The organism is Pseudescherichia sp., assembly GCF_032052675.1.
GTDB lineage: Bacteria > Pseudomonadota > Gammaproteobacteria > Enterobacterales > Enterobacteriaceae > Pseudescherichia.
The window spans coordinates 19574-36752 of record NZ_DAMBWA010000016.1 but is presented as its reverse complement, the minus strand read 5'-3'; the positions used below and the strand labels follow the sequence as shown (position 1 = coordinate 36752).

Here is a 17179-nt window from a genome sequence, read left to right as displayed (position 1 = left end):
CATTAAAGAACGTCATTAAAGAAATTGTGCAAAGTTTAACACAGAGCGCGGAGGGTAATGCCCCCTCTCCGGACAGAGAGGAGGCGGGGTGGTCATTACTCGTCGTGCTCTTCCCACGCCATCGCGCGCTTCACGGCTCTTTTCCAGCCGCTGTAGCGGTAGTTACGCTCGGTGGTTTCGATACCCGGACGGAACTCGCGCTCGATCACCGCTTTCTCCTGCAGCTCGTCGAGGTTCTGCCAGAAGCCCACCGCCAGGCCTGCCAGGTAAGCTGCGCCCAGCGCCGTGACTTCGCGCACTTCCGGACGCTCGACGCGGGTGCCGAGAATATCTGACTGGAACTGCATCAGGAAGTTGTTGGCGACCGCGCCGCCGTCCACGCGCAGGGCGTGCAGGCGAATGCCGGAGTCGGCCTGCATCGCTTCAAGTACGTCGCGGGTCTGATAGGCAATGGACTCCAGCGTTGCACGGATGATGTGGTTCGCGTTGACGCCACGGGTCAGACCGAAAATTGCGCCACGGGCGTAGGGATCCCAGTAGGGTGCGCCGAGGCCGGTAAATGCAGGCACCACGTACACACCGTTGGTATCTTTCACCTTGGTAGCAAAGTATTCCGAGTCGAACGAGTCGCTGATCAGCTTCATCTCGTCGCGCAGCCACTGAATAGATGCGCCGGCCATAAAGACCGCGCCCTCCAGGGCGTAGTTCACCTCGCCACGCGGGCCGCAGGCGATGGTGGTCAGCAGGCCGTGCTCGGAGGCCACCGCCTTCTCGCCGGTATTCATCAGCATAAAGCAGCCGGTGCCATACGTGTTCTTCGCCATCCCCTCTTTCACGCAGAGCTGGCCGAAGAGCGCTGCCTGCTGGTCCCCGGCGATCCCGGCGATAGGGATACGCGTGCCGCCCTTGCCGCCGATGTTGGTCTGGCCGTAGACCTCGGAGGATTTACGTACCTCTGGCAGCATGGCGCGCGGAATATCCAGCACCTCCAGCATCTTCTCATCCCACTCGAGGGTGTGGATGTTAAACAGCATGGTACGGGAGGCGTTGGTGTAGTCGGTGACGTGGACGCGTCCCTGGGTCATCTTCCAGATCAGCCAGCTGTCGACGGTGCCGAACAGCAGCTCGCCGCGCTTAGCGCGCTCACGAGAGCCGTCAACGTGGTCGAGGATCCACTTCACCTTGGTGCCGGAGAAGTAGGGGTCGATCACCAGTCCCGTGGTGGCGCGGACGTAATCCTCCAGGCCGTCGCGCTTCAGATGCTCGCAGATATCGGCGGTACGGCGGCACTGCCAGACGATGGCGTTGTGAATGGGCTTACCGGTCTCTTTATCCCAGATCACCACGGTTTCACGCTGGTTGGTAATACCGATAGCGGCAATCTGATCGGAGCTGATGTCAGCTTTCGCCAGCACCTCTACCAGCGTTGAGCTTTGGCTGGCCCAGATCTCCATCGGATCGTGCTCAACCCAGCCTGGCTTAGGATAAATTTGTTCGAATTCGCGCTGTGAAACGCTGATGATATTGGCGTCGTGATCCATTACCACGGCGCGAGAGCTGGTGGTACCCTGGTCCAGCGCAACGATATATTTTTTCTCAGTCATCATTTTTTCCCGTAGTCACATTACAGCGACGCTTTGTGTTGTGCGGCAGTGGTAGCTGGCTCTTTCACTTCTTCCTCGCGGATATCACAGGGCAGGTGGCGGCCAATCAGCTTACGATAACCAAACGCGCCGAGCGCTGCACCTGCTACCGGCCCGAACAGCGGGACCAGGAAATAGGGGATATCTTTGCCACCGGTAAAGGCGACGTTGCCCCAGCCTGCAAGCCAGGCGAAGGCTTTTGGCCCGATATCACGCGCCGGGTTCATCGCAAAGCCAGTCAGCGGTCCCATAGAGGCACCAATCACCGCGATCAGCAGGCCAATCAGCAGCGGAGCCAGCGGGCCGCGTGGAATACCGTTGCCGTCATCGCCAAGCGCCATGATCACGCCCATGAGGATAGCGGTAATCACCATTTCAACCGCGAAGGCCTGCACAAAATTGATGTGCGGATTCGGATAGGTTGAAAATATTCCGGCGAGGTCCAGACTCTCGACGCTGCCGCGAACCATGTGGTGGGTCTGTTCAAAATCGTAAAACAGGTTGTAGTAGAGGCCGTAGACCAGCGCGGCGGCACAAAACGCGCCTGCAAACTGCGAGGCGATAAACGGCGCGACTTTGCGCCCGTCGAAGCAGGCGAACAGCCATAGCGCGATGGTTACCGCCGGGTTGAGATGCGCACCGGAGACACCGGCGGTCAGGTAGATGGCCATCGCTACCCCCAGACCCCAGATGATACTGATCTCCCACTGGCCGAAGGAGGCGCCAGCCACTTTTAGCGCTGCAACACAGCCAACCCCGAAGAATATCAACAACCCGGTACCGAGGAACTCGGCGATGCACTGGCCTTTTAAGGTCGATGTTTGACTCATAATCGGATCCTAAAGTGTGTGTAATGGTTATTGTTAGCATGGCGAGCAGAGACAACCATGATGTCTGTAGACATTGTGTTAATTTATCGTTAACGAACAAAAACGAGAAATATCGAAATCAAAATGTGTGTACTGTGTCAACAAAATGAGCGTTTTCGCGCCATAGAGCACATATTTTTCGTAAGGGATAACTGCGCGCTGAATCATTTCATTAACGAATCGATTAACAAATCATGGGAAGGAAAGCGGTGTAAACCAGGCGAAGGATGAAAAGTGTTGCAAACCGCAAACTACGCGCCCTGGCGCTGGACAGGGGCGACGGGGCTTCATACAATCGGGGCTATGTTGTGCGCGTTTATATTAAAGCGTCGCCTTGCAATTCAGGAGAGGTATGACCATGTCATTAGAAGTGTTTGAGAAACTGGAAGCAAAAGTACAGCAGGCGATTGACACCATCACGTTACTGCAGATGGAAATCGAAGAGCTGAAAGAGAAAAACAACGGCCTGTCGCAGGAAGTGCAGAATGCGCACCACCACCGCGAAGAGCTGGAGCGTGAAAATCATCAGCTGCGCGAACAGCAGAACGGCTGGCAGGATCGCCTTCAGGCGCTGTTAGGCAGAATGGAAGAAGTATAATTGCTTTCGAAACGCCCGGCGGCGCATTGCTTGCCGGGCCTACAGAGTAAGTAGGCCGGGTAAGCGAAGCGCCACCCGGCTTTTTATTACTCGATGTCGAGGGGATCTTCGGAGAGGATAATGCCGGTATTATCGGCATAGAGATGATCGCCGGAGAAGAAGGTGACGCCGCCAAAATTCACGCGGATATCGCTTTCGCCAATGCCTTCACCTGCGGCCCCCACTGGGATCGCGGCAATCGCCTGGATACCAATGTCCAGCTCTTCAAGATCGTCTACCTGGCGCACCGCGCCGTAGACCACCAGGCCTTCCCATTCGTTCTGGGCGGCAAGGCGTGCCAGTTCAGCATCGATCAGTGCGCGACGAACGGAACCGCCGCCGTCAATCAGCAGAACACGACCACGGCCATTCTGTTCGAGCAGATCGTAAAGCAACCCGTTATCCTCGAAACATTTCACCGTAATGATCTGTCCGCCAAACGACGACCGCCCACCAAAGTTGGAAAACAGCGGTTCCACGACGTTGACATCTTCCTGGTAGATGTCACAAAGCTCGGAAGTATCGTATTTCATAGGATTTACGTTTAGTTGCTGCGAGAACTCTCAGTATATCGCGCATAATGCATTGTTGGCAAAATCATCAATTGTTAATTGATATTTGTCAGTTAAAGCAGCGTTTTGCTGAGCACAATACCTATCACAAACAGCAAGTTAGTCAGCAGTGCCCCCTTAACGGTGCGCTCGAGCATAGGCGGCATCGCGGCAGGGTCGCGCTCGCGTAGCACATAGCGCGCCTGGCGCACCAGCAGCGGCGCAGCAAGAATGAACAGCCAGCCCCACGGACTGTGTAGCGAGAGCAGGTTGAACAGGCCGAAGCAGAGCAGCGCACCCAGCAGCAGGCAGGCGTGATAGCGGCGGGCGTTCAGCGGCCCCAGGCGCACCACCAGCGTGTTTTTACCGTTGGCACGATCGCTGTCGATATCCCGTAGGTTGTTGACGTTGAGCACCGCCGTCGCCAGCAGACCGCAGGCGGTGGCCGGTAAGAACATCGCCGGGATCAGGGTGTGCGCCTGGAGATAGCCGCAGCCCATTACGCTGAGCCAGCCAAAGAAGAGCAGTACCGAGATATCCCCCAGCCCAAGATAGCCATACGGGCGGCGGCCAATGGTGTAGGTAATTGCGGCGATGATTGACAGCCCGCCCAGCACCAGGAAGCCGATAAAATCCGCTACCGTCTGATAGGCAACCAGTACCAGCGTCAGGCCAGAGAGGCAGCTGAGCGCGACGGTAACCAGCAGGGCACGTTTCATCTGTGCCAGACTGATAGCCCCTTTCTGCATCCCCCGCAGCGGCCCGATACGATCCGGCTTGTCGCTGCCCTTTACCGCGTCGCCGTAGTCGTTAGCCAGATTCGAGAGGATCTGCAGCAGCCCGGCGGTGATGAGCGCCAGCACCGCCACCCGCAGATCAAAGTGGCCCTGCCACCAGGCGAGGGCGGTACCCACCACAATCGCGGCAAACGCAAGGGGAAGGGTCTTCGGTCGCAGGCTTTCCAGCCAGGCCTGGGTACGCGTCAGGGTATATTCAGTCATAGGATCCAGCCAATAAAAATGGGGCTATATAGCCCCATCAACAGTAATGAAAACGTGCTGAGCGCGATTATAAGATAAAACGGCTCAAATCTTCATCTGCTACTAGCTCATCCAGGTGCTTGCTCACATAAGCGGCGTCGATGGTGACCGATTCGCCGTTCAGATCGCTGGCGTCGTAGGAGATATCCTCCATCAGACGCTCGAGAACGGTATGCAGACGGCGGGCACCGATGTTTTCAGTGGTCTCGTTCACCTGCCATGCGGCCTGAGCAATGCGCTTGATACCGTCATCGGTAAAGTCGATGTTGACGCCCTCGGTAGCCATCAGCGCTTTGTACTGCACGGTGACGGAGGCATTTGGCTCGGTCAGGATGCGCTCAAAGTCCTCGGTGGTCAGCGCCTGCAGCTCAACGCGGATTGGCAGACGACCCTGCAGCTCAGGGATCAGATCCGACGGCTTCGCCACCTGGAATGCACCGGAGGCGATAAACAGGATGTGGTCGGTTTTCACCATACCGTGCTTGGTGGAGACGGTGCAGCCCTCTACCAGCGGCAGCAGGTCGCGCTGTACGCCTTCACGGGAGACGTCCGGACCGGAGGATTCACCGCGCTTACAGATTTTATCGATCTCATCGATAAACACGATACCGTGCTGTTCAACGGCGTCGATGGCGTCCTGCTTCAGCTCTTCCGGGTTCACCAGCTTGGCCGCTTCCTCTTCGATCAGCAGCTTCATGGCGTCTTTGATCTTAATCTTGCGCGGCTTCTGCTTCTGGCCGCCCAGATTCTGAAACATTGACTGCAGCTGGCTGGTCATCTCTTCCATGCCCGGAGGTGCCATGATCTCCACGCCCATCGGCGCGGCGGCGAGGTTAATCTCTACCTCTTTATCATCCAGCTGGCCTTCACGCAGTTTCTTGCGGAACGCCTGACGGGCGGCGGACGGCTCCTGAGACTGTTCAGCCTGGCCCCAGTTATCTTTCGCCGGCGGGATCAGCACGTCGAGAATGCGCTCTTCCGCCATCTCTTCTGCACGGTAGCGGTTCTTCTCGATCGACTGCATACGCACCATTTTCACGGCGGCATCGGTCAGATCGCGGATAATCGAGTCGACTTCTTTACCGACATAGCCGACTTCGGTGAATTTGGTCGCTTCCACCTTGATGAAGGGCGCGTTGGCCAGCTTCGCCAGGCGGCGGGCGATCTCGGTTTTACCGACGCCGGTTGGACCGATCATCAGAATGTTTTTCGGCGTCACTTCATGGCGCAGCTCTTCGTCGAGCTGCATACGGCGCCAGCGGTTACGCAGGGCAATGGCAACAGAGCGCTTGGCATTGTCCTGACCGATAATATGTTTGTTCAGTTCGCTGACAATTTCGCGTGGGGTCATTTCAGACATGGGAGATCCTTACGCTTTAGAGTTTAATTCTTCGATGGTGTGGTTATGGTTGGTATAGATGCAGATATCACCTGCAATATCCAACGCCTTCACCGCAATGTCGCGCGCGTTCATGTCGGTGTTTTCTAACAGGGCGCGGGCGGCGGCCTGGGCGTACGGGCCGCCAGAGCCGATAGCAATCAGGTCGTTTTCCGGCTGCACAACGTCGCCGTTACCCGTGATAATCAGCGAGGCATTTTCATCCGCCACTGCCAGCAGCGCTTCGAGCTTGCGCAGCATACGATCGGTACGCCAGTCTTTTGCCAGCTCAACGGCGGCTTTGACCAGATGGCCCTGGTGCATCTCCAGCTTGCGCTCAAACAGTTCAAACAGCGTGAAGGCGTCTGCAGTACCGCCTGCAAAACCAGCGATCACTTTGTCGTTATACAGACGACGCACTTTTTTTACGTTGCCTTTCATTACGGTATTGCCCAGCGTGGCCTGGCCATCACCGGCAATCACTACCTGACCGTTACGGCGAACACTTACAATTGTTGTCACGAGCAGACCCCTTTGTTGCAATCAGATGAGTCGCCCCGCACGGTGTACGGGGCAGAATGCAATTATAGATGGGGGGGATTTTGGGGGTTTCAACCCCCGGAGGCGAGACGAATGCAGTTTGCGTGGCCAGCCAGCTTCAGGCGGTTGATGGTGCCATCAACGTTATCTTTGCCTTTGACCGGGCCAATGACGACGCGATTCCAGCCGTTATTAGTGGTGATGCGTGAATCAAAGCCTTCGAATGCCAGCTGCGCGCGTACGGTCTCCGCCTGCTCTGCGCCTTTAAACGAACCGCACTGAACCATCCAGCGGCGCTCATCTTTTTTCTCAGCGGCAGGCTTCGCCGCTTCTGGCTCACGCGTGACCGGGGCAGCCTGCTGCGTTTTCGGCGCGGCCGCGGTGGTGTGCGCCGGCGTTTGCAGCAGATCCTGATACGGCTGGCTATTTGCTGCTGGCTTCGGCTGCTGCGTCTGGCGTGGCGCCTGCGCGCTCTGCACCGTGCGGGTCTGCGGCTGCTCCGTCAGACGCGGCTGGGTTTTCGGCGCGTTGGCCCACTGCTGCTGCTGGGTTTGTTGCTGTTGCAGCTGCTGCACCTGACGCTGACGCTGCAGGGTCTGCTGGCGCTGGGCCGGCGTCTGCTCGTTCCACGGCACTTCGTTAAGCTGGGTAGGCTGCTGACGCATATCGGCCTGCATCTGCTCTAACAGCTGCCGCTGTTCGTTGGTCAGCTGATCCGGATTCATCACCTCACCGCCCGCCGAGGGTTCGGTTGGCGCACGTACGCCTGGCTGACGGCTCTCCAGCTCTTTGATATAACGCCAGCGCTCTTCCGGCTTCGGCGGCAGCCCGTTGCCCGTGACCTTCTGGCTCTGCAGGGTCTCGGACTCCTCTTTTTTGTGATGGGTAATAAAGTACAGGCCACCGAGAAAGGCCACCAGCACGGCGGCTGCAATCGCCACCATAGCAGGCGAGACAGCAGGCGTATTACGTTGCTTCTTCCTTGAGGTGCTCGTTTTTCGCCGCGAAGGAGCCGATTGGCTGCGGCGTACATAATCTCGTTGGGCCACTATCGTTTCGCTGTATTCATTCGTTTATTGGTCCGTCATGTTACTTAAGCGACGGGGCTTTGACCAGACGCGGAAGTCTGAAAGCAGGCGCTGTTACGTAAGCGCCTGTGTCGATCCGCGCACGATCAATTCGCACTCCAGCAGGCGCGATCCGCTGCTCACCACCTGGCCATGTAGCTGATCCAACAGCAATAGCATCGCCTCGCGGCCAATCTCAAAGCGCGGCTGGGCGACCGTTGTTAGCGGCGGATCGCAGAATTGGGCGAGCGAAATATTATCGAAACCAATAATAGACAGATCCTGAGGAATTTTCAGTCCCTGCCGTTTCGCGCAGGAGAGCGCGCCGAGGGCCATGACGTCGCTGTGGCAGAATACGGCCGTAGGCGGCTTCGGTAGCGCCAGCAGCTGCTCCATCGCACTGCTTCCCGCCTCGTAGGTGAAGTTGCCCCGGGCAATATAGTGCGGATCGACGGTGATGCCGGACCGGCGCAGCGCCTGGACGTAGCCCTGCAGACGGTAGTGGCACAGCGGCATCTCCTCTGGCCCGGCAATGCAGCCAATTCGCTGGTGTCCCTGCTCCAGCAGATAGTTAACGGCGTTAAAAGCCGCCGTCAGGTTATCGATGTGCACCGTAGGCAGCTCCAGCTCCGGCGCGAACTCGTTGGCCATCACCATTGGCGGCAGGTTACGCTGCTCCTCAATGCTGGCGTCAAACGGTAGACGCGAGCCGAGCAGCAGCATGCCATCAATCTGCTTGGTGATGATCAGGTCAATGAAGGTCTTCTCCTGCTGATTCTGGTGGGCACAGTCGCCAATCAGCACCAGATAGCCCTGCTCGGCGGCGGTCACTTCAATACCGCGAATGATTTCGCTGAAAAAGGGATCGCAAATGTCCGGCACGATGACCAGCAGCGTGCGCGATTCGTTGCGCTTAATGTTGCGACCCATCGCCTGCGGCAAATAGCCTACCTCAAGCGCCGCCTGCTCAACGCGGTTACGGGTCGCCTGTGAGACTTTATCCGGGTTCATCAATGCCCGGGACACGGTTGCCGTAGAAACTTTTGCTTTCTGGGCAACATCTTTCATGGTCGCCGCAGCAACCTCTTTCTTAACCTTCAACTCTTTCTCCTCGCATGCCTGCCGCAAGCGCAGGCGCATCCCTTATGTGCGACATTACCCACATTTTTAGCAGATCGTTAATCAGTTCGGTTACAGTATTTTCAGGAAAATTGTGATGAAGGTTGAATTTTTCGATCCGACTCGCATCCCTGGCCTCGCTAACCCTCGATAGGATCCACGTCCAGCACCCACTTCACTTTACGCGCCTCCGGCAGCGTATTAATCAACGCCAGCGCGCCGCTGACGATATGCTGCAGGCGAATTCGCGAGGGGTGCTGAAGCAGCAGCTGCCAACGGTAGCGGCCGCCGCGCTTCGGGGCAAGGGCGGGGACCGGGCCGAGCAGCCAGAGGTGGCTATCCACCAGCGGGCTGGCCTGCAACAAATTACGCAGCTGCTGCAGAAAGAGCGGGGCCTGCTGATTGTTATGATCTTCCGCGCGGATGATGACGTGGCTGGTCCACGGCGGCAGCTGAAGCGTCTGCCGCTCCGCCAGCGCCTCCTCGGCAAAGGCATCGTAGCCTTTATAGAGCAGCGTTTGCAGAAGCGGGTGCTCAGGATGGTGGGTCTGTAAAATCACCTCGCCCTGTTTGCCCGCACGCCCGGCCCGTCCGGAGACCTGGGTGTAGAGCTGGGCGAAACGCTCGGCGGCGCGGAAGTCGGCCGAGAACAGCGCCCCGTCGACATCGAGTAGCGCTACCAGGGTGACGTCCGGGAAGTGGTGCCCTTTGGCCAACATCTGCGTGCCGATCAGAATACGCGCGCCGCCGCGATGCACCTCTGCCAGATGCTGCTCCAGCGCCCCTTTACGGCTGGTGGTATCGCGATCGATGCGCGAGATCGCCACGCCGGGGAAGAGGGGGGTGAGCGCCTGCTCAAGCTGCTCCGTACCCAGCCCCACCGGGACCATATGCGTGGAGCCGCAGGCAGGGCACTGGCGCGGCACCGGACGCTGGCTGTCGCAGTGGTGGCAGCGCAGCTGGTGCTGGGCCTGGTGCAGCGTGTAGTAGTGATCGCAGCGCGGGCACTCGGCGATCCAGCCGCAGTCGTGGCACAGCAGCGCCGGGGCAAAGCCGCGACGGTTAAGAAACAGGATCACCTGGTTATTGGCCTGCAGGTGCTGGCGCATCCGGCTGATTAATGCCGGAGAGAGACCTGCCTGCAGCTGCTGGCCCTTGAGATCGAGCACATGCTGGTTGGCCGGTCGCGCGTTGCCTGCCCGGCGAGTGAGGCGCAGCAGGCGATACTTCTTCTGCCGCACGTTGTGCAGGGTCTCCAGCGCGGGCGTGGCCGAGCCGAGGATAATCGGGATCTGCTCGCTGTGGGCGCGGTAGACCGCCAGATCGCGAGCGTGGTAACGCCACCCCTCCTGCTGTTTATAGGAGCTGTCGTGTTCCTCGTCGATCACAATGACGCCGAGGTTTTTAAACGGGGTGAACAGCGACGAGCGGGTGCCAATCACAATCGCCGCCTCGCCGTTTTTGGCCTTCAGCCAGCTGCTCAGACGCTCGCTGTCGTTCAGTCCCGAGTGCAACACCTCTACCGGGGCGTTAAACCGCTCCCGGAATCGGGCAATGGTTTGTGGCGTCAGGCCGATCTCCGGGACCATCACCAGCGCCTGCTTGCCCTGAGCCAGGATATTCTCCAGCACGCTCAGGTAGACCTCAGTCTTTCCGGAGCCGGTCACGCCCGCCAGCAGCCAGGCGGAGAAGGTGTTGGCTTCGCTGTGGATCGCCCCCACGGCCGTCGCCTGCTCGGTGTTGAGCCGCAGACGCTCGCCGCTGACGGCATAGCCTTCGCGCCAGTCGCGGGGGGCGGGCGCTTCGCTGTTTAGCTCGCACAGGCCTTTACTGCGCAGCGCCTGTAGCGCCGCATCGTTAAATTCGAGCTCGGCTACCTGGTGTCGCCAGATCTTTCCCTGACGCAGGGCGGAGAGCGCCTGCTGCTGCTTTGGCGAGCGCTTCAGGCTGTTGATATCCACCGCCTGGCCCTGTTCGGTTGCAAACCAGTACCAGAGCGGCGCAGCGCTGGCGGGCTTCCCCTGGCGCAGCAGTACGGGCAGGGCGTGAAACAATACATCGCCCAGCGGATGGTGGTAATACTCCGCCGCCCACAGCAGCAGCCGCCAGACCGAGGGCGAGAAGACCGGCTCGCTGTCCAGCACCTCTACTACGCTCTTTAGCTCAGCCAGAGGCAGCTCGCTGCTGTCACTCACCGAGACCACGATGCCCACCCGCTGCTGCTTGCCGAACGGCACGCGCACGCGGCAACCCGCACGGGCAGACAGATCGGCGGGCAGCAGATAGTCAAAGGTGCGGGGCAGCGGAACGGGCAGGGCAACGTGAGCAACGGGCATTTTTTTATCCATGCACTTGAAACTGGCGGGATAGTATACACATTGTGAGAGAGCAGATGCGGATCTGTTTGCATACGGCGGTTAATTTCTGTATGATTCGCCGCCTTTGGTGTTGCATTCCGCCGCCAAAGCTTAATCAATCATCTCGCGTGGTGTCCGGCGTTAGGGCTGGAAGAGCGACGCGGCCTTAACTGAGGTTTCTTCCATGAAAAAAGGTATTCACCCGAATTACGTTGAAATTACTGCAAACTGCTCTTGCGGTAATGTGATCAAAACCCGCTCTACCGTGGGTCACGATCTGAACCTGGACGTGTGCGCCAAATGCCACCCGTTCTACACTGGCAAGCAGCGTGACGTTGCTACCGGTGGCCGTGTTGACCGCTTCAACAAGCGCTTCAGCATCCCAGGCAGCAAGTAATCATTCGCTGCTTAGAAAAAACCGCCTTCGGGCGGTTTTTTTGTGCCTGAATTTTTGTAGGCCGGGTAAGGCGTCAGCCGCCACCCGGCATAGCAGGCCATCATGCAAAAAGGGGCCGAAGCCCCTTTTCTGTCAGTATTCCCATGTGTCCGGGTCGATGCCCAGCTCGCGCATGATAATCTTTGCCTCTTCAGGGATTTCATCGCTGCGCTCTTTGCGCAGGTCTTCATCGTTTGGCAGAGGCTGACCGGTGAACGCGTGCAGGAACGCTTCGCACAGCAGCTCGCTGTTCGTGGCGTGACGCAGGTTGTTGACCTGACGACGGGTGCGTTCATCGGTGAGGATCTTTAACACCTTCAGAGGAATGGAAACCGTAATTTTTTTTACTTGCTCACTCTTCTTACCGTGCTCAGCGTAGGGGCTGATATATTCGCCGCTCCATTCAGCCATGAGATACCTTAATCCTCTTTCTCATTAATAAATGGCCAAAACCCGACTAAACGCAGGGACAGGGCCGTAATCTCGCGTAGTTTACCGTAGAGACGCCACCGTGACACGGAGTATTGGCTCCGCAGATGTGCGCTAATGCAGATAATTTTAACGGCTATTCCCGGTTTGCTCAATCTATACGCAGAGAAGTTTAGATGTCCAGATGTATTGACGTCTATTGTCACAATGCTATTCTGTGGCCTGATTTTTCATCCATTAAGCCAGGAAGCCTTCACATGACGCGTAAACAGGCCACCATTGCAGTGCGTAGCGGATTGAACGATGACGAGCAGTACGGCTGCGTTGTCCCGCCGATTCATCTCTCCAGCACCTATAATTTCACCGATTTCAACGAGCCGCGTGCGCATGACTACTCCCGCCGTGGCAACCCGACGCGCGATGTCGTTCAGCGTGCGCTGGCGGAGCTGGAAGGCGGGGCGGGTGCGGTGCTGACCAATACCGGCATGTCCGCTATCCACCTGGTGACGACGGTCTATCTGAAGCCTGGCGATCTGCTGGTGGCTCCGCACGACTGCTACGGTGGCAGCTACCGTCTGTTTGACAGCCTGGCGAAGCGCGGTTGCTATCGTGTTCTCTTTGTCGATCAAAACGATGAGCAGGCGCTGAAGGCGGCGCTGGCTGAGCAACCGAAGCTGGTGCTGATCGAAAGTCCAAGTAATCCATTGTTGCGCGTCGTGGATATTGCGAAAATCTGTCAGCTGGCCCGCGAAGCCGGTGCAATAAGCGTGGTGGATAACACCTTCCTCAGCCCGGCGCTGCAAAACCCGTTGGCGCTGGGGGCGGATCTGGTGCTGCACTCCTGTACCAAGTACCTCAACGGTCACTCCGACGTCGTCGCGGGCGTGGTGATTGCCAAAGAGGAGGCCACCGTCACCGAACTGGCATGGTGGGCGAATAATATTGGCGTAACCGGTAGCGCGTTTGATAGCTACCTGCTGCTGCGCGGCCTGCGTACGCTGTCGCCGCGCATGGAAGTGGCCCAGCGTAACGCTCAGGCTATCGTTGCGTTCCTGAAGACGCAGCCGCTGGTGAAGAAGCTCTATCACCCGTCGCTGCCGGAAAACCAGGGCCATGAGATTGCCGCCCGCCAGCAGAAAGGCTTCGGCGCGATGCTGAGCTTCGAGCTGGACGGCGATGAGCAGACGCTGCGTCGTTTCTTAAGCGGCCTGTCGCTGTTTACGCTGGCGGAGTCGCTGGGCGGCGTTGAGAGCCTGATCTCCCACGCGGCTACCATGACACACGCAGGCATGGCCGCAGAAGCACGCGCCGCTGCCGGCATCTCCGAGACGCTGCTACGCATCTCGACCGGTATTGAAGATGGTGAAGATTTAATTGCCGATTTGGAAAATGCATTCCGGATCGCAGCGAAGGGGTAAACATGAGTGTGATTGCGCAGGCAGGGGCGAAAGGTCGTCAACTGCATAAATTTGGTGGGAGTAGTCTGGCGGATGTGAAGTGTTACCTGCGTGTCGCCGGTATCATGGCGGAGTATTCACAGCCTGGCGATATGATGGTCGTCTCGGCCGCCGGCAGCACCACCAACCAGTTGATCAGCTGGCTGAAGCTCAGCCAGTCCGACAGGCTCTCTGCGCATCAGGTTCAACAGGCGCTGCGTCGCTATCAGTCCGAGCTTATCAGTGGATTATTACCCCCTGAGACAGCTGATGGGTTAATCAGCGAATTTATTCACGACCTGGAGCGTCTTGCTAGCCTGCTCGACAGCGGTATTACCGACGCGGTCTATGCCGAGGTGGTCGGCCACGGCGAGATCTGGTCTGCACGCCTGATGTCCGCCGTGCTTAATCTGCAGGGGCTGAACGCTGCCTGGCTCGACGCGCGGGAATTTTTACGCGCCGAGCGCTCTGCCCAGCCGCAGGTTAACGAAGGCCTCTCTTATCCGCTGCTGCAACAGCTGATGGTGCAGCACCCGGGTAAACGGCTGGTGGTGACCGGCTTTATCTGCCGCAACGATGCGGGTGAGACCGTACTGCTGGGCCGTAACGGCTCCGACTACTCGGCAACGCAGATTGGCGCGCTGGGCGGCGTCTCCCGCGTGACTATCTGGAGCGACGTGGCCGGGGTCTACAGTGCCGACCCGCGTAAGGTAAAAGATGCCTGCCTGCTGCCGCTGCTGCGTCTGGACGAAGCCAGCGAACTGGCACGCCTGGCCGCCCCGGTGCTCCATGCCCGCACGCTCCAGCCGGTCTCCGGCAGCGATATCGATCTTCAGCTGCGCTGCAGCTACAACCCGGAACAGGGCTCTACGCGTATTGAGCGCGTGCTGGCTTCCGGGACGGGCGCGCGCATCGTTACCAGCCACGACGACGTCTGCCTGATTGAGTTCCAGGTCCCGCCGAGCCAGGATTTTAAGCTGGCGCATAAAGAGATCGATCTGATCCTTAAGCGCGCCCAGCTGCGTCCGCTGGCGGTAGGCGTGCATACCGATCGCAACCTGCTCCAGCTCTGCTACACCTCAGAGGTCGTCGACAGCGCCCTTAAGCTGCTTGATGAAGCCGGGCTGCCGGGCGAGCTGCGCCTGCGTCAGGGGCTAGCCTTGGTGGCGCTGGTTGGCGCGGGCGTGTGCCGTAATCCACTTCATAGCCATCGCTTCTGGCAGCAGCTGAAGGGCCAGCCGGTAGAGTTTATCTGGCAGTCTGACGACAGCATTAGCCTGGTGGCGGTGCTGCGCGTGGGCCCCACCGAAAGTCTGATCCAGGGCCTGCACCAGTCGTTGTTCCGCGCCGAGAAGCGCATTGGCCTGGTGCTGTTCGGCAAAGGCAATATCGGTTCGCGCTGGCTGGAGCTGTTTGCCCGCGAGCAGAGCGCGCTTTCGGCCCGCACCGGCTTTGAATTTGTCCTGGCAGGGGTCGTGGACAGTCGCCGCAGCCTGCTGAGCTATGACGGGCTGGACGCCAGCCGCGCGCTGGCTTTTTTTAATGACGACGCGGTGGAGCACGAAGAGGACTCCCTGTTCCTGTGGATGCGGGCGCACCCCTATGACGATCTGGTGGTGCTCGACGTCACTGCCAGCGAGCAGCTGGCCGATCAGTACCTCGACTTTGCCAGCCACGGTTTTCACGTTATCAGCGCCAACAAGCTGGCTGGCGCGAGCACCAGCGACAAGTATCGCCAGATCCACGACGCCTTCGAAAAAACGGGCCGTCGCTGGCTCTACAACGCCACCGTGGGCGCGGGCCTGCCGGTGAACCATACCGTGCGCGATCTCATCGACAGCGGTGACTCAATTCTCTCTATCAGCGGCATCTTCTCTGGAACGTTGTCGTGGCTGTTCCTGCAGTTTGACGGTACGGTGCCCTTTACTGACCTGGTCGATCAGGCCTGGCAGCAGGGGCTGACCGAGCCGGATCCGCGCGTGGATCTCGCCGGTAAGGACGTCATGCGCAAGCTGGTGATCCTGGCCCGTGAGGCGGGATATGACATCGAGCCGGATCAGGTGCGCGTTGAGTCGCTGGTGCCCGCCGGATGCGAAGAGGGATCGGTGGATCACTTCTTTGAAAACGGCGACGTGCTGAATGAGCAGATGGTGCAGCGTCTGGAAGCGGCGCGCGAGATGGGCCTGGTGCTGCGCTACGTGGCACGTTTTGACGCCAACGGCAAAGCGCGCGTGGGCGTAGAGGCGGTGCGTCCCGAGCATCCGCTGGCGGCCCTGCTGCCGTGCGATAACGTCTTCGCCATTGAGAGCCGCTGGTATCGCGATAACCCGCTGGTGATCCGTGGCCCAGGCGCGGGGCGTGACGTTACTGCGGGCGCTATTCAGTCGGACATCAACCGTCTGGCGCAGCTGCTGTAGTTTATATTTATCCCCTCTCTGCCAGGAGAGGGGCCTTCTGCCTCCGGCATGAACTTTTTTCATCTTCCCTGAACATTCCTCACCAATAACCGCGATATTTCTGTTGACGTTATCCGGCTTTTACGTCATTTTGGCATCTGGACGTCTAAACGTATAGAAGTTCACACAACAACAACCCAGATATGCGATTGATGAGGTAAGGTATGAGCTTTTTTCACGCCAACCAGCGGGAAGCCCTGAATCAGAGCCTGGCAGAAGTGCAGGGGCAGATTAACGTATCCTTTGAGTTTTTCCCGCCGCGCACCAGTGAAATGGAACAGACCCTCTGGCACTCCATCGATCGCTTAAGCAGCCTGAAGCCAAAGTTTGTTTCGGTGACCTACGGCGCGAACTCCGGCGAGCGTGACCGCACGCACAGCATCATCAAGGGCATTAAAGATCGTACCGGCCTTGAGGCCGTGCCGCATCTGACCTGTATCGACGCCACCCGCAACGAACTGCGCGCTATTGCCCAGGATTACTGGAACAACGGTATTCGCCATATTGTGGCCCTGCGCGGCGATCTGCCGCCAAACGGCGGTAAACCAGAGATGTACGCCGCCGATCTGGTTGCGCTGTTAAAAGAGGTCGCTGATTTTGATATCTCCGTGGCCGCCTATCCAGAAGTGCATCCAGAGGCCAAAAGCGCCCAGGCAGATCTGCTCAACCTGAAGCGCAAAGTCGACGCCGGTGCGAGTCGGGCCATCACCCAGTTCTTTTTTGACGTTGAGAGCTATCTGCGTTTTCGCGACCGCTGCGCAGCTACCGGCATTGATGTCGAGATCATTCCAGGCATTTTGCCGGTCTCTAACTTCAAGCAGGCGAAGAAGTTTGCCGACATGACCAACGTGCGTATTCCGGCCTGGATGTCGCAGATGTTTAACGGCCTCGATGACGATGCCGAAACCCGCAAGCTGGTAGGGGCAAGCATCGCGATGGATATGGTGAAGATCCTGAGCCGCGAAGGGGTAAAAGATTTCCACTTCTATACCCTGAACCGCGCTGAAATGAGCTACGCTATCTGCCACACGTTGGGCGTACGTCCCGCGCTGTAAAAAAACCGCTTCGGCGGTTTTTTATTGTCCAATTGATTCGGGTGATGAATGCCATTGTCAGGACCCATATCTGCCACTTAATTACTAATAAAAACAGACGGATTTAACTATCAAATCTGTGGATGAATTCAACTATCTCTCATTAAGAGTGGTGTATATCGTAGCG

15 protein-coding genes are annotated in these 17179 nt (G+C 58.3%); 5 read left to right on the top strand and 10 right to left on the bottom strand.

Annotated features, from left to right (window positions below):
• Nucleotides 1-95: 95 nt before the first annotated feature.
• Together glpK and RTX96_RS18060 are read right to left on the bottom strand one after the other, a co-directional pair.
• The gene (gene glpK, locus RTX96_RS18065) at nucleotides 96-1604 is read right to left on the bottom strand and encodes a glycerol kinase GlpK (protein WP_103821674.1); all 1509 of its coding nucleotides are present in this window, start codon (nucleotides 1602-1604) and stop codon (nucleotides 96-98) included.
• 20 nt (nucleotides 1605-1624) lie between these two features.
• A complete protein-coding gene (locus tag RTX96_RS18060) occupies nucleotides 1625-2473 on the bottom strand; it encodes an MIP/aquaporin family protein (RefSeq protein ID WP_268106366.1) in 849 nt (282 codons plus the stop codon).
• 391 nt (nucleotides 2474-2864) lie between these two features.
• Between RTX96_RS18060 and zapB the strand changes: the two genes are divergently transcribed.
• The gene (gene zapB / locus RTX96_RS18055; protein WP_103821672.1) at nucleotides 2865-3110 is read left to right on the top strand and encodes a septal ring assembly protein ZapB; all 246 of its coding nucleotides are present in this window, start codon (nucleotides 2865-2867) and stop codon (nucleotides 3108-3110) included.
• Between the two features lie 86 nt (nucleotides 3111-3196).
• Here the strand turns inward: zapB and rraA are convergent, their stop codons facing one another.
• From rraA to priA, 7 genes are all read right to left on the bottom strand, one after another.
• A complete protein-coding gene (gene rraA, locus RTX96_RS18050; RefSeq protein ID WP_103821671.1) occupies nucleotides 3197-3682 on the bottom strand; it encodes a ribonuclease E activity regulator RraA in 486 nt (161 codons plus the stop codon).
• 92 nt (nucleotides 3683-3774) lie between these two features.
• On the bottom strand, nucleotides 3775-4701 hold the full coding sequence (menA, locus tag RTX96_RS18045; protein WP_312671718.1) for a 1,4-dihydroxy-2-naphthoate polyprenyltransferase: 927 nt from the start codon (nucleotides 4699-4701) through the stop codon (nucleotides 3775-3777).
• A 67-nt stretch (nucleotides 4702-4768) separates the two neighbouring features.
• A complete protein-coding gene (hslU, locus tag RTX96_RS18040) occupies nucleotides 4769-6100 on the bottom strand; it encodes an HslU--HslV peptidase ATPase subunit (protein ID WP_103821669.1) in 1332 nt (443 codons plus the stop codon).
• 9 nt (nucleotides 6101-6109) lie between these two features.
• Nucleotides 6110-6640 carry an ATP-dependent protease subunit HslV gene (hslV, locus tag RTX96_RS18035; protein WP_061706448.1) on the bottom strand — a complete coding sequence of 177 codons (531 nt, stop codon included), beginning with the start codon at nucleotides 6638-6640 and terminating at the stop codon, nucleotides 6110-6112.
• An 89-nt stretch (nucleotides 6641-6729) separates the two neighbouring features.
• Complete coding sequence (gene ftsN / locus RTX96_RS18030) at nucleotides 6730-7707, bottom strand: cell division protein FtsN (protein WP_312269564.1); 978 nt, start codon at nucleotides 7705-7707, stop codon at nucleotides 6730-6732.
• Nucleotides 7708-7800: 93 nt separating this feature from the next.
• On the bottom strand, nucleotides 7801-8826 hold the full coding sequence (cytR, locus tag RTX96_RS18025) for a DNA-binding transcriptional regulator CytR (RefSeq protein WP_103821666.1): 1026 nt from the start codon (nucleotides 8824-8826) through the stop codon (nucleotides 7801-7803).
• A 158-nt stretch (nucleotides 8827-8984) separates the two neighbouring features.
• Nucleotides 8985-11180 (bottom strand): primosomal protein N', encoded by a 2196-nt coding sequence (gene priA / locus RTX96_RS18020; RefSeq protein WP_103821664.1) that lies wholly within the window; start codon nucleotides 11178-11180, stop codon nucleotides 8985-8987.
• A 205-nt stretch (nucleotides 11181-11385) separates the two neighbouring features.
• On the opposite strand from priA, the gene rpmE reads away from it, so the two are divergent.
• The gene (gene rpmE, locus RTX96_RS18015; RefSeq protein WP_103821663.1) at nucleotides 11386-11598 is read left to right on the top strand and encodes a 50S ribosomal protein L31; all 213 of its coding nucleotides are present in this window, start codon (nucleotides 11386-11388) and stop codon (nucleotides 11596-11598) included.
• A 132-nt stretch (nucleotides 11599-11730) separates the two neighbouring features.
• On the opposite strand, the gene metJ is transcribed toward rpmE, so the two are convergent.
• Complete coding sequence (metJ, locus tag RTX96_RS18010; protein ID WP_012133855.1) at nucleotides 11731-12048, bottom strand: met regulon transcriptional regulator MetJ; 318 nt, start codon at nucleotides 12046-12048, stop codon at nucleotides 11731-11733.
• Nucleotides 12049-12323: 275 nt separating this feature from the next.
• Here metJ and metB point away from each other — a divergent pair, with 275 nt between their 5' ends.
• From metB to metF, 3 genes are all read left to right on the top strand, one after another.
• Nucleotides 12324-13484 (top strand): cystathionine gamma-synthase, encoded by a 1161-nt coding sequence (metB, locus tag RTX96_RS18005; protein WP_312269566.1) that lies wholly within the window; start codon nucleotides 12324-12326, stop codon nucleotides 13482-13484.
• 2 nt (nucleotides 13485-13486) lie between these two features.
• The gene (locus tag RTX96_RS18000; protein WP_103821661.1) at nucleotides 13487-15919 is read left to right on the top strand and encodes a bifunctional aspartate kinase/homoserine dehydrogenase II; all 2433 of its coding nucleotides are present in this window, start codon (nucleotides 13487-13489) and stop codon (nucleotides 15917-15919) included.
• Between the two features lie 203 nt (nucleotides 15920-16122).
• Nucleotides 16123-17013, top strand: coding sequence for a methylenetetrahydrofolate reductase (metF, locus tag RTX96_RS17995; RefSeq protein WP_103821660.1), 891 nt, complete (start codon nucleotides 16123-16125; stop codon nucleotides 17011-17013).
• The last annotated feature ends 166 nt before the right edge of the window (nucleotides 17014-17179 follow it).

Coding starts and splice junctions, on each gene's coding strand:
- glpK (WP_103821674.1), bottom strand. CDS start 1,604: ATGACTGAGAAAAAATATATCGTTGCGCTGGACCAGGGTACCACCAGC.
- rpmE (WP_103821663.1), top strand. CDS start 11,386: ATGAAAAAAGGTATTCACCCGAATTACGTTGAAATTACTGCAAACTGC.
- RTX96_RS18060 (WP_268106366.1), bottom strand. CDS start 2,473: ATGAGTCAAACATCGACCTTAAAAGGCCAGTGCATCGCCGAGTTCCTC.
- zapB (WP_103821672.1), top strand. CDS start 2,865: ATGACCATGTCATTAGAAGTGTTTGAGAAACTGGAAGCAAAAGTACAG.
- metF (WP_103821660.1), top strand. CDS start 16,123: ATGAGCTTTTTTCACGCCAACCAGCGGGAAGCCCTGAATCAGAGCCTG.
- rraA (WP_103821671.1), bottom strand. CDS start 3,682: ATGAAATACGATACTTCCGAGCTTTGTGACATCTACCAGGAAGATGTC.
- metJ (WP_012133855.1), bottom strand. CDS start 12,048: ATGGCTGAATGGAGCGGCGAATATATCAGCCCCTACGCTGAGCACGGT.
- priA (WP_103821664.1), bottom strand. CDS start 11,180: ATGCCCGTTGCTCACGTTGCCCTGCCCGTTCCGCTGCCCCGCACCTTT.
- metB (WP_312269566.1), top strand. CDS start 12,324: ATGACGCGTAAACAGGCCACCATTGCAGTGCGTAGCGGATTGAACGAT.
- RTX96_RS18000 (WP_103821661.1), top strand. CDS start 13,487: ATGAGTGTGATTGCGCAGGCAGGGGCGAAAGGTCGTCAACTGCATAAA.
- hslU (WP_103821669.1), bottom strand. CDS start 6,100: ATGTCTGAAATGACCCCACGCGAAATTGTCAGCGAACTGAACAAACAT.
- menA (WP_312671718.1), bottom strand. CDS start 4,701: ATGACTGAATATACCCTGACGCGTACCCAGGCCTGGCTGGAAAGCCTG.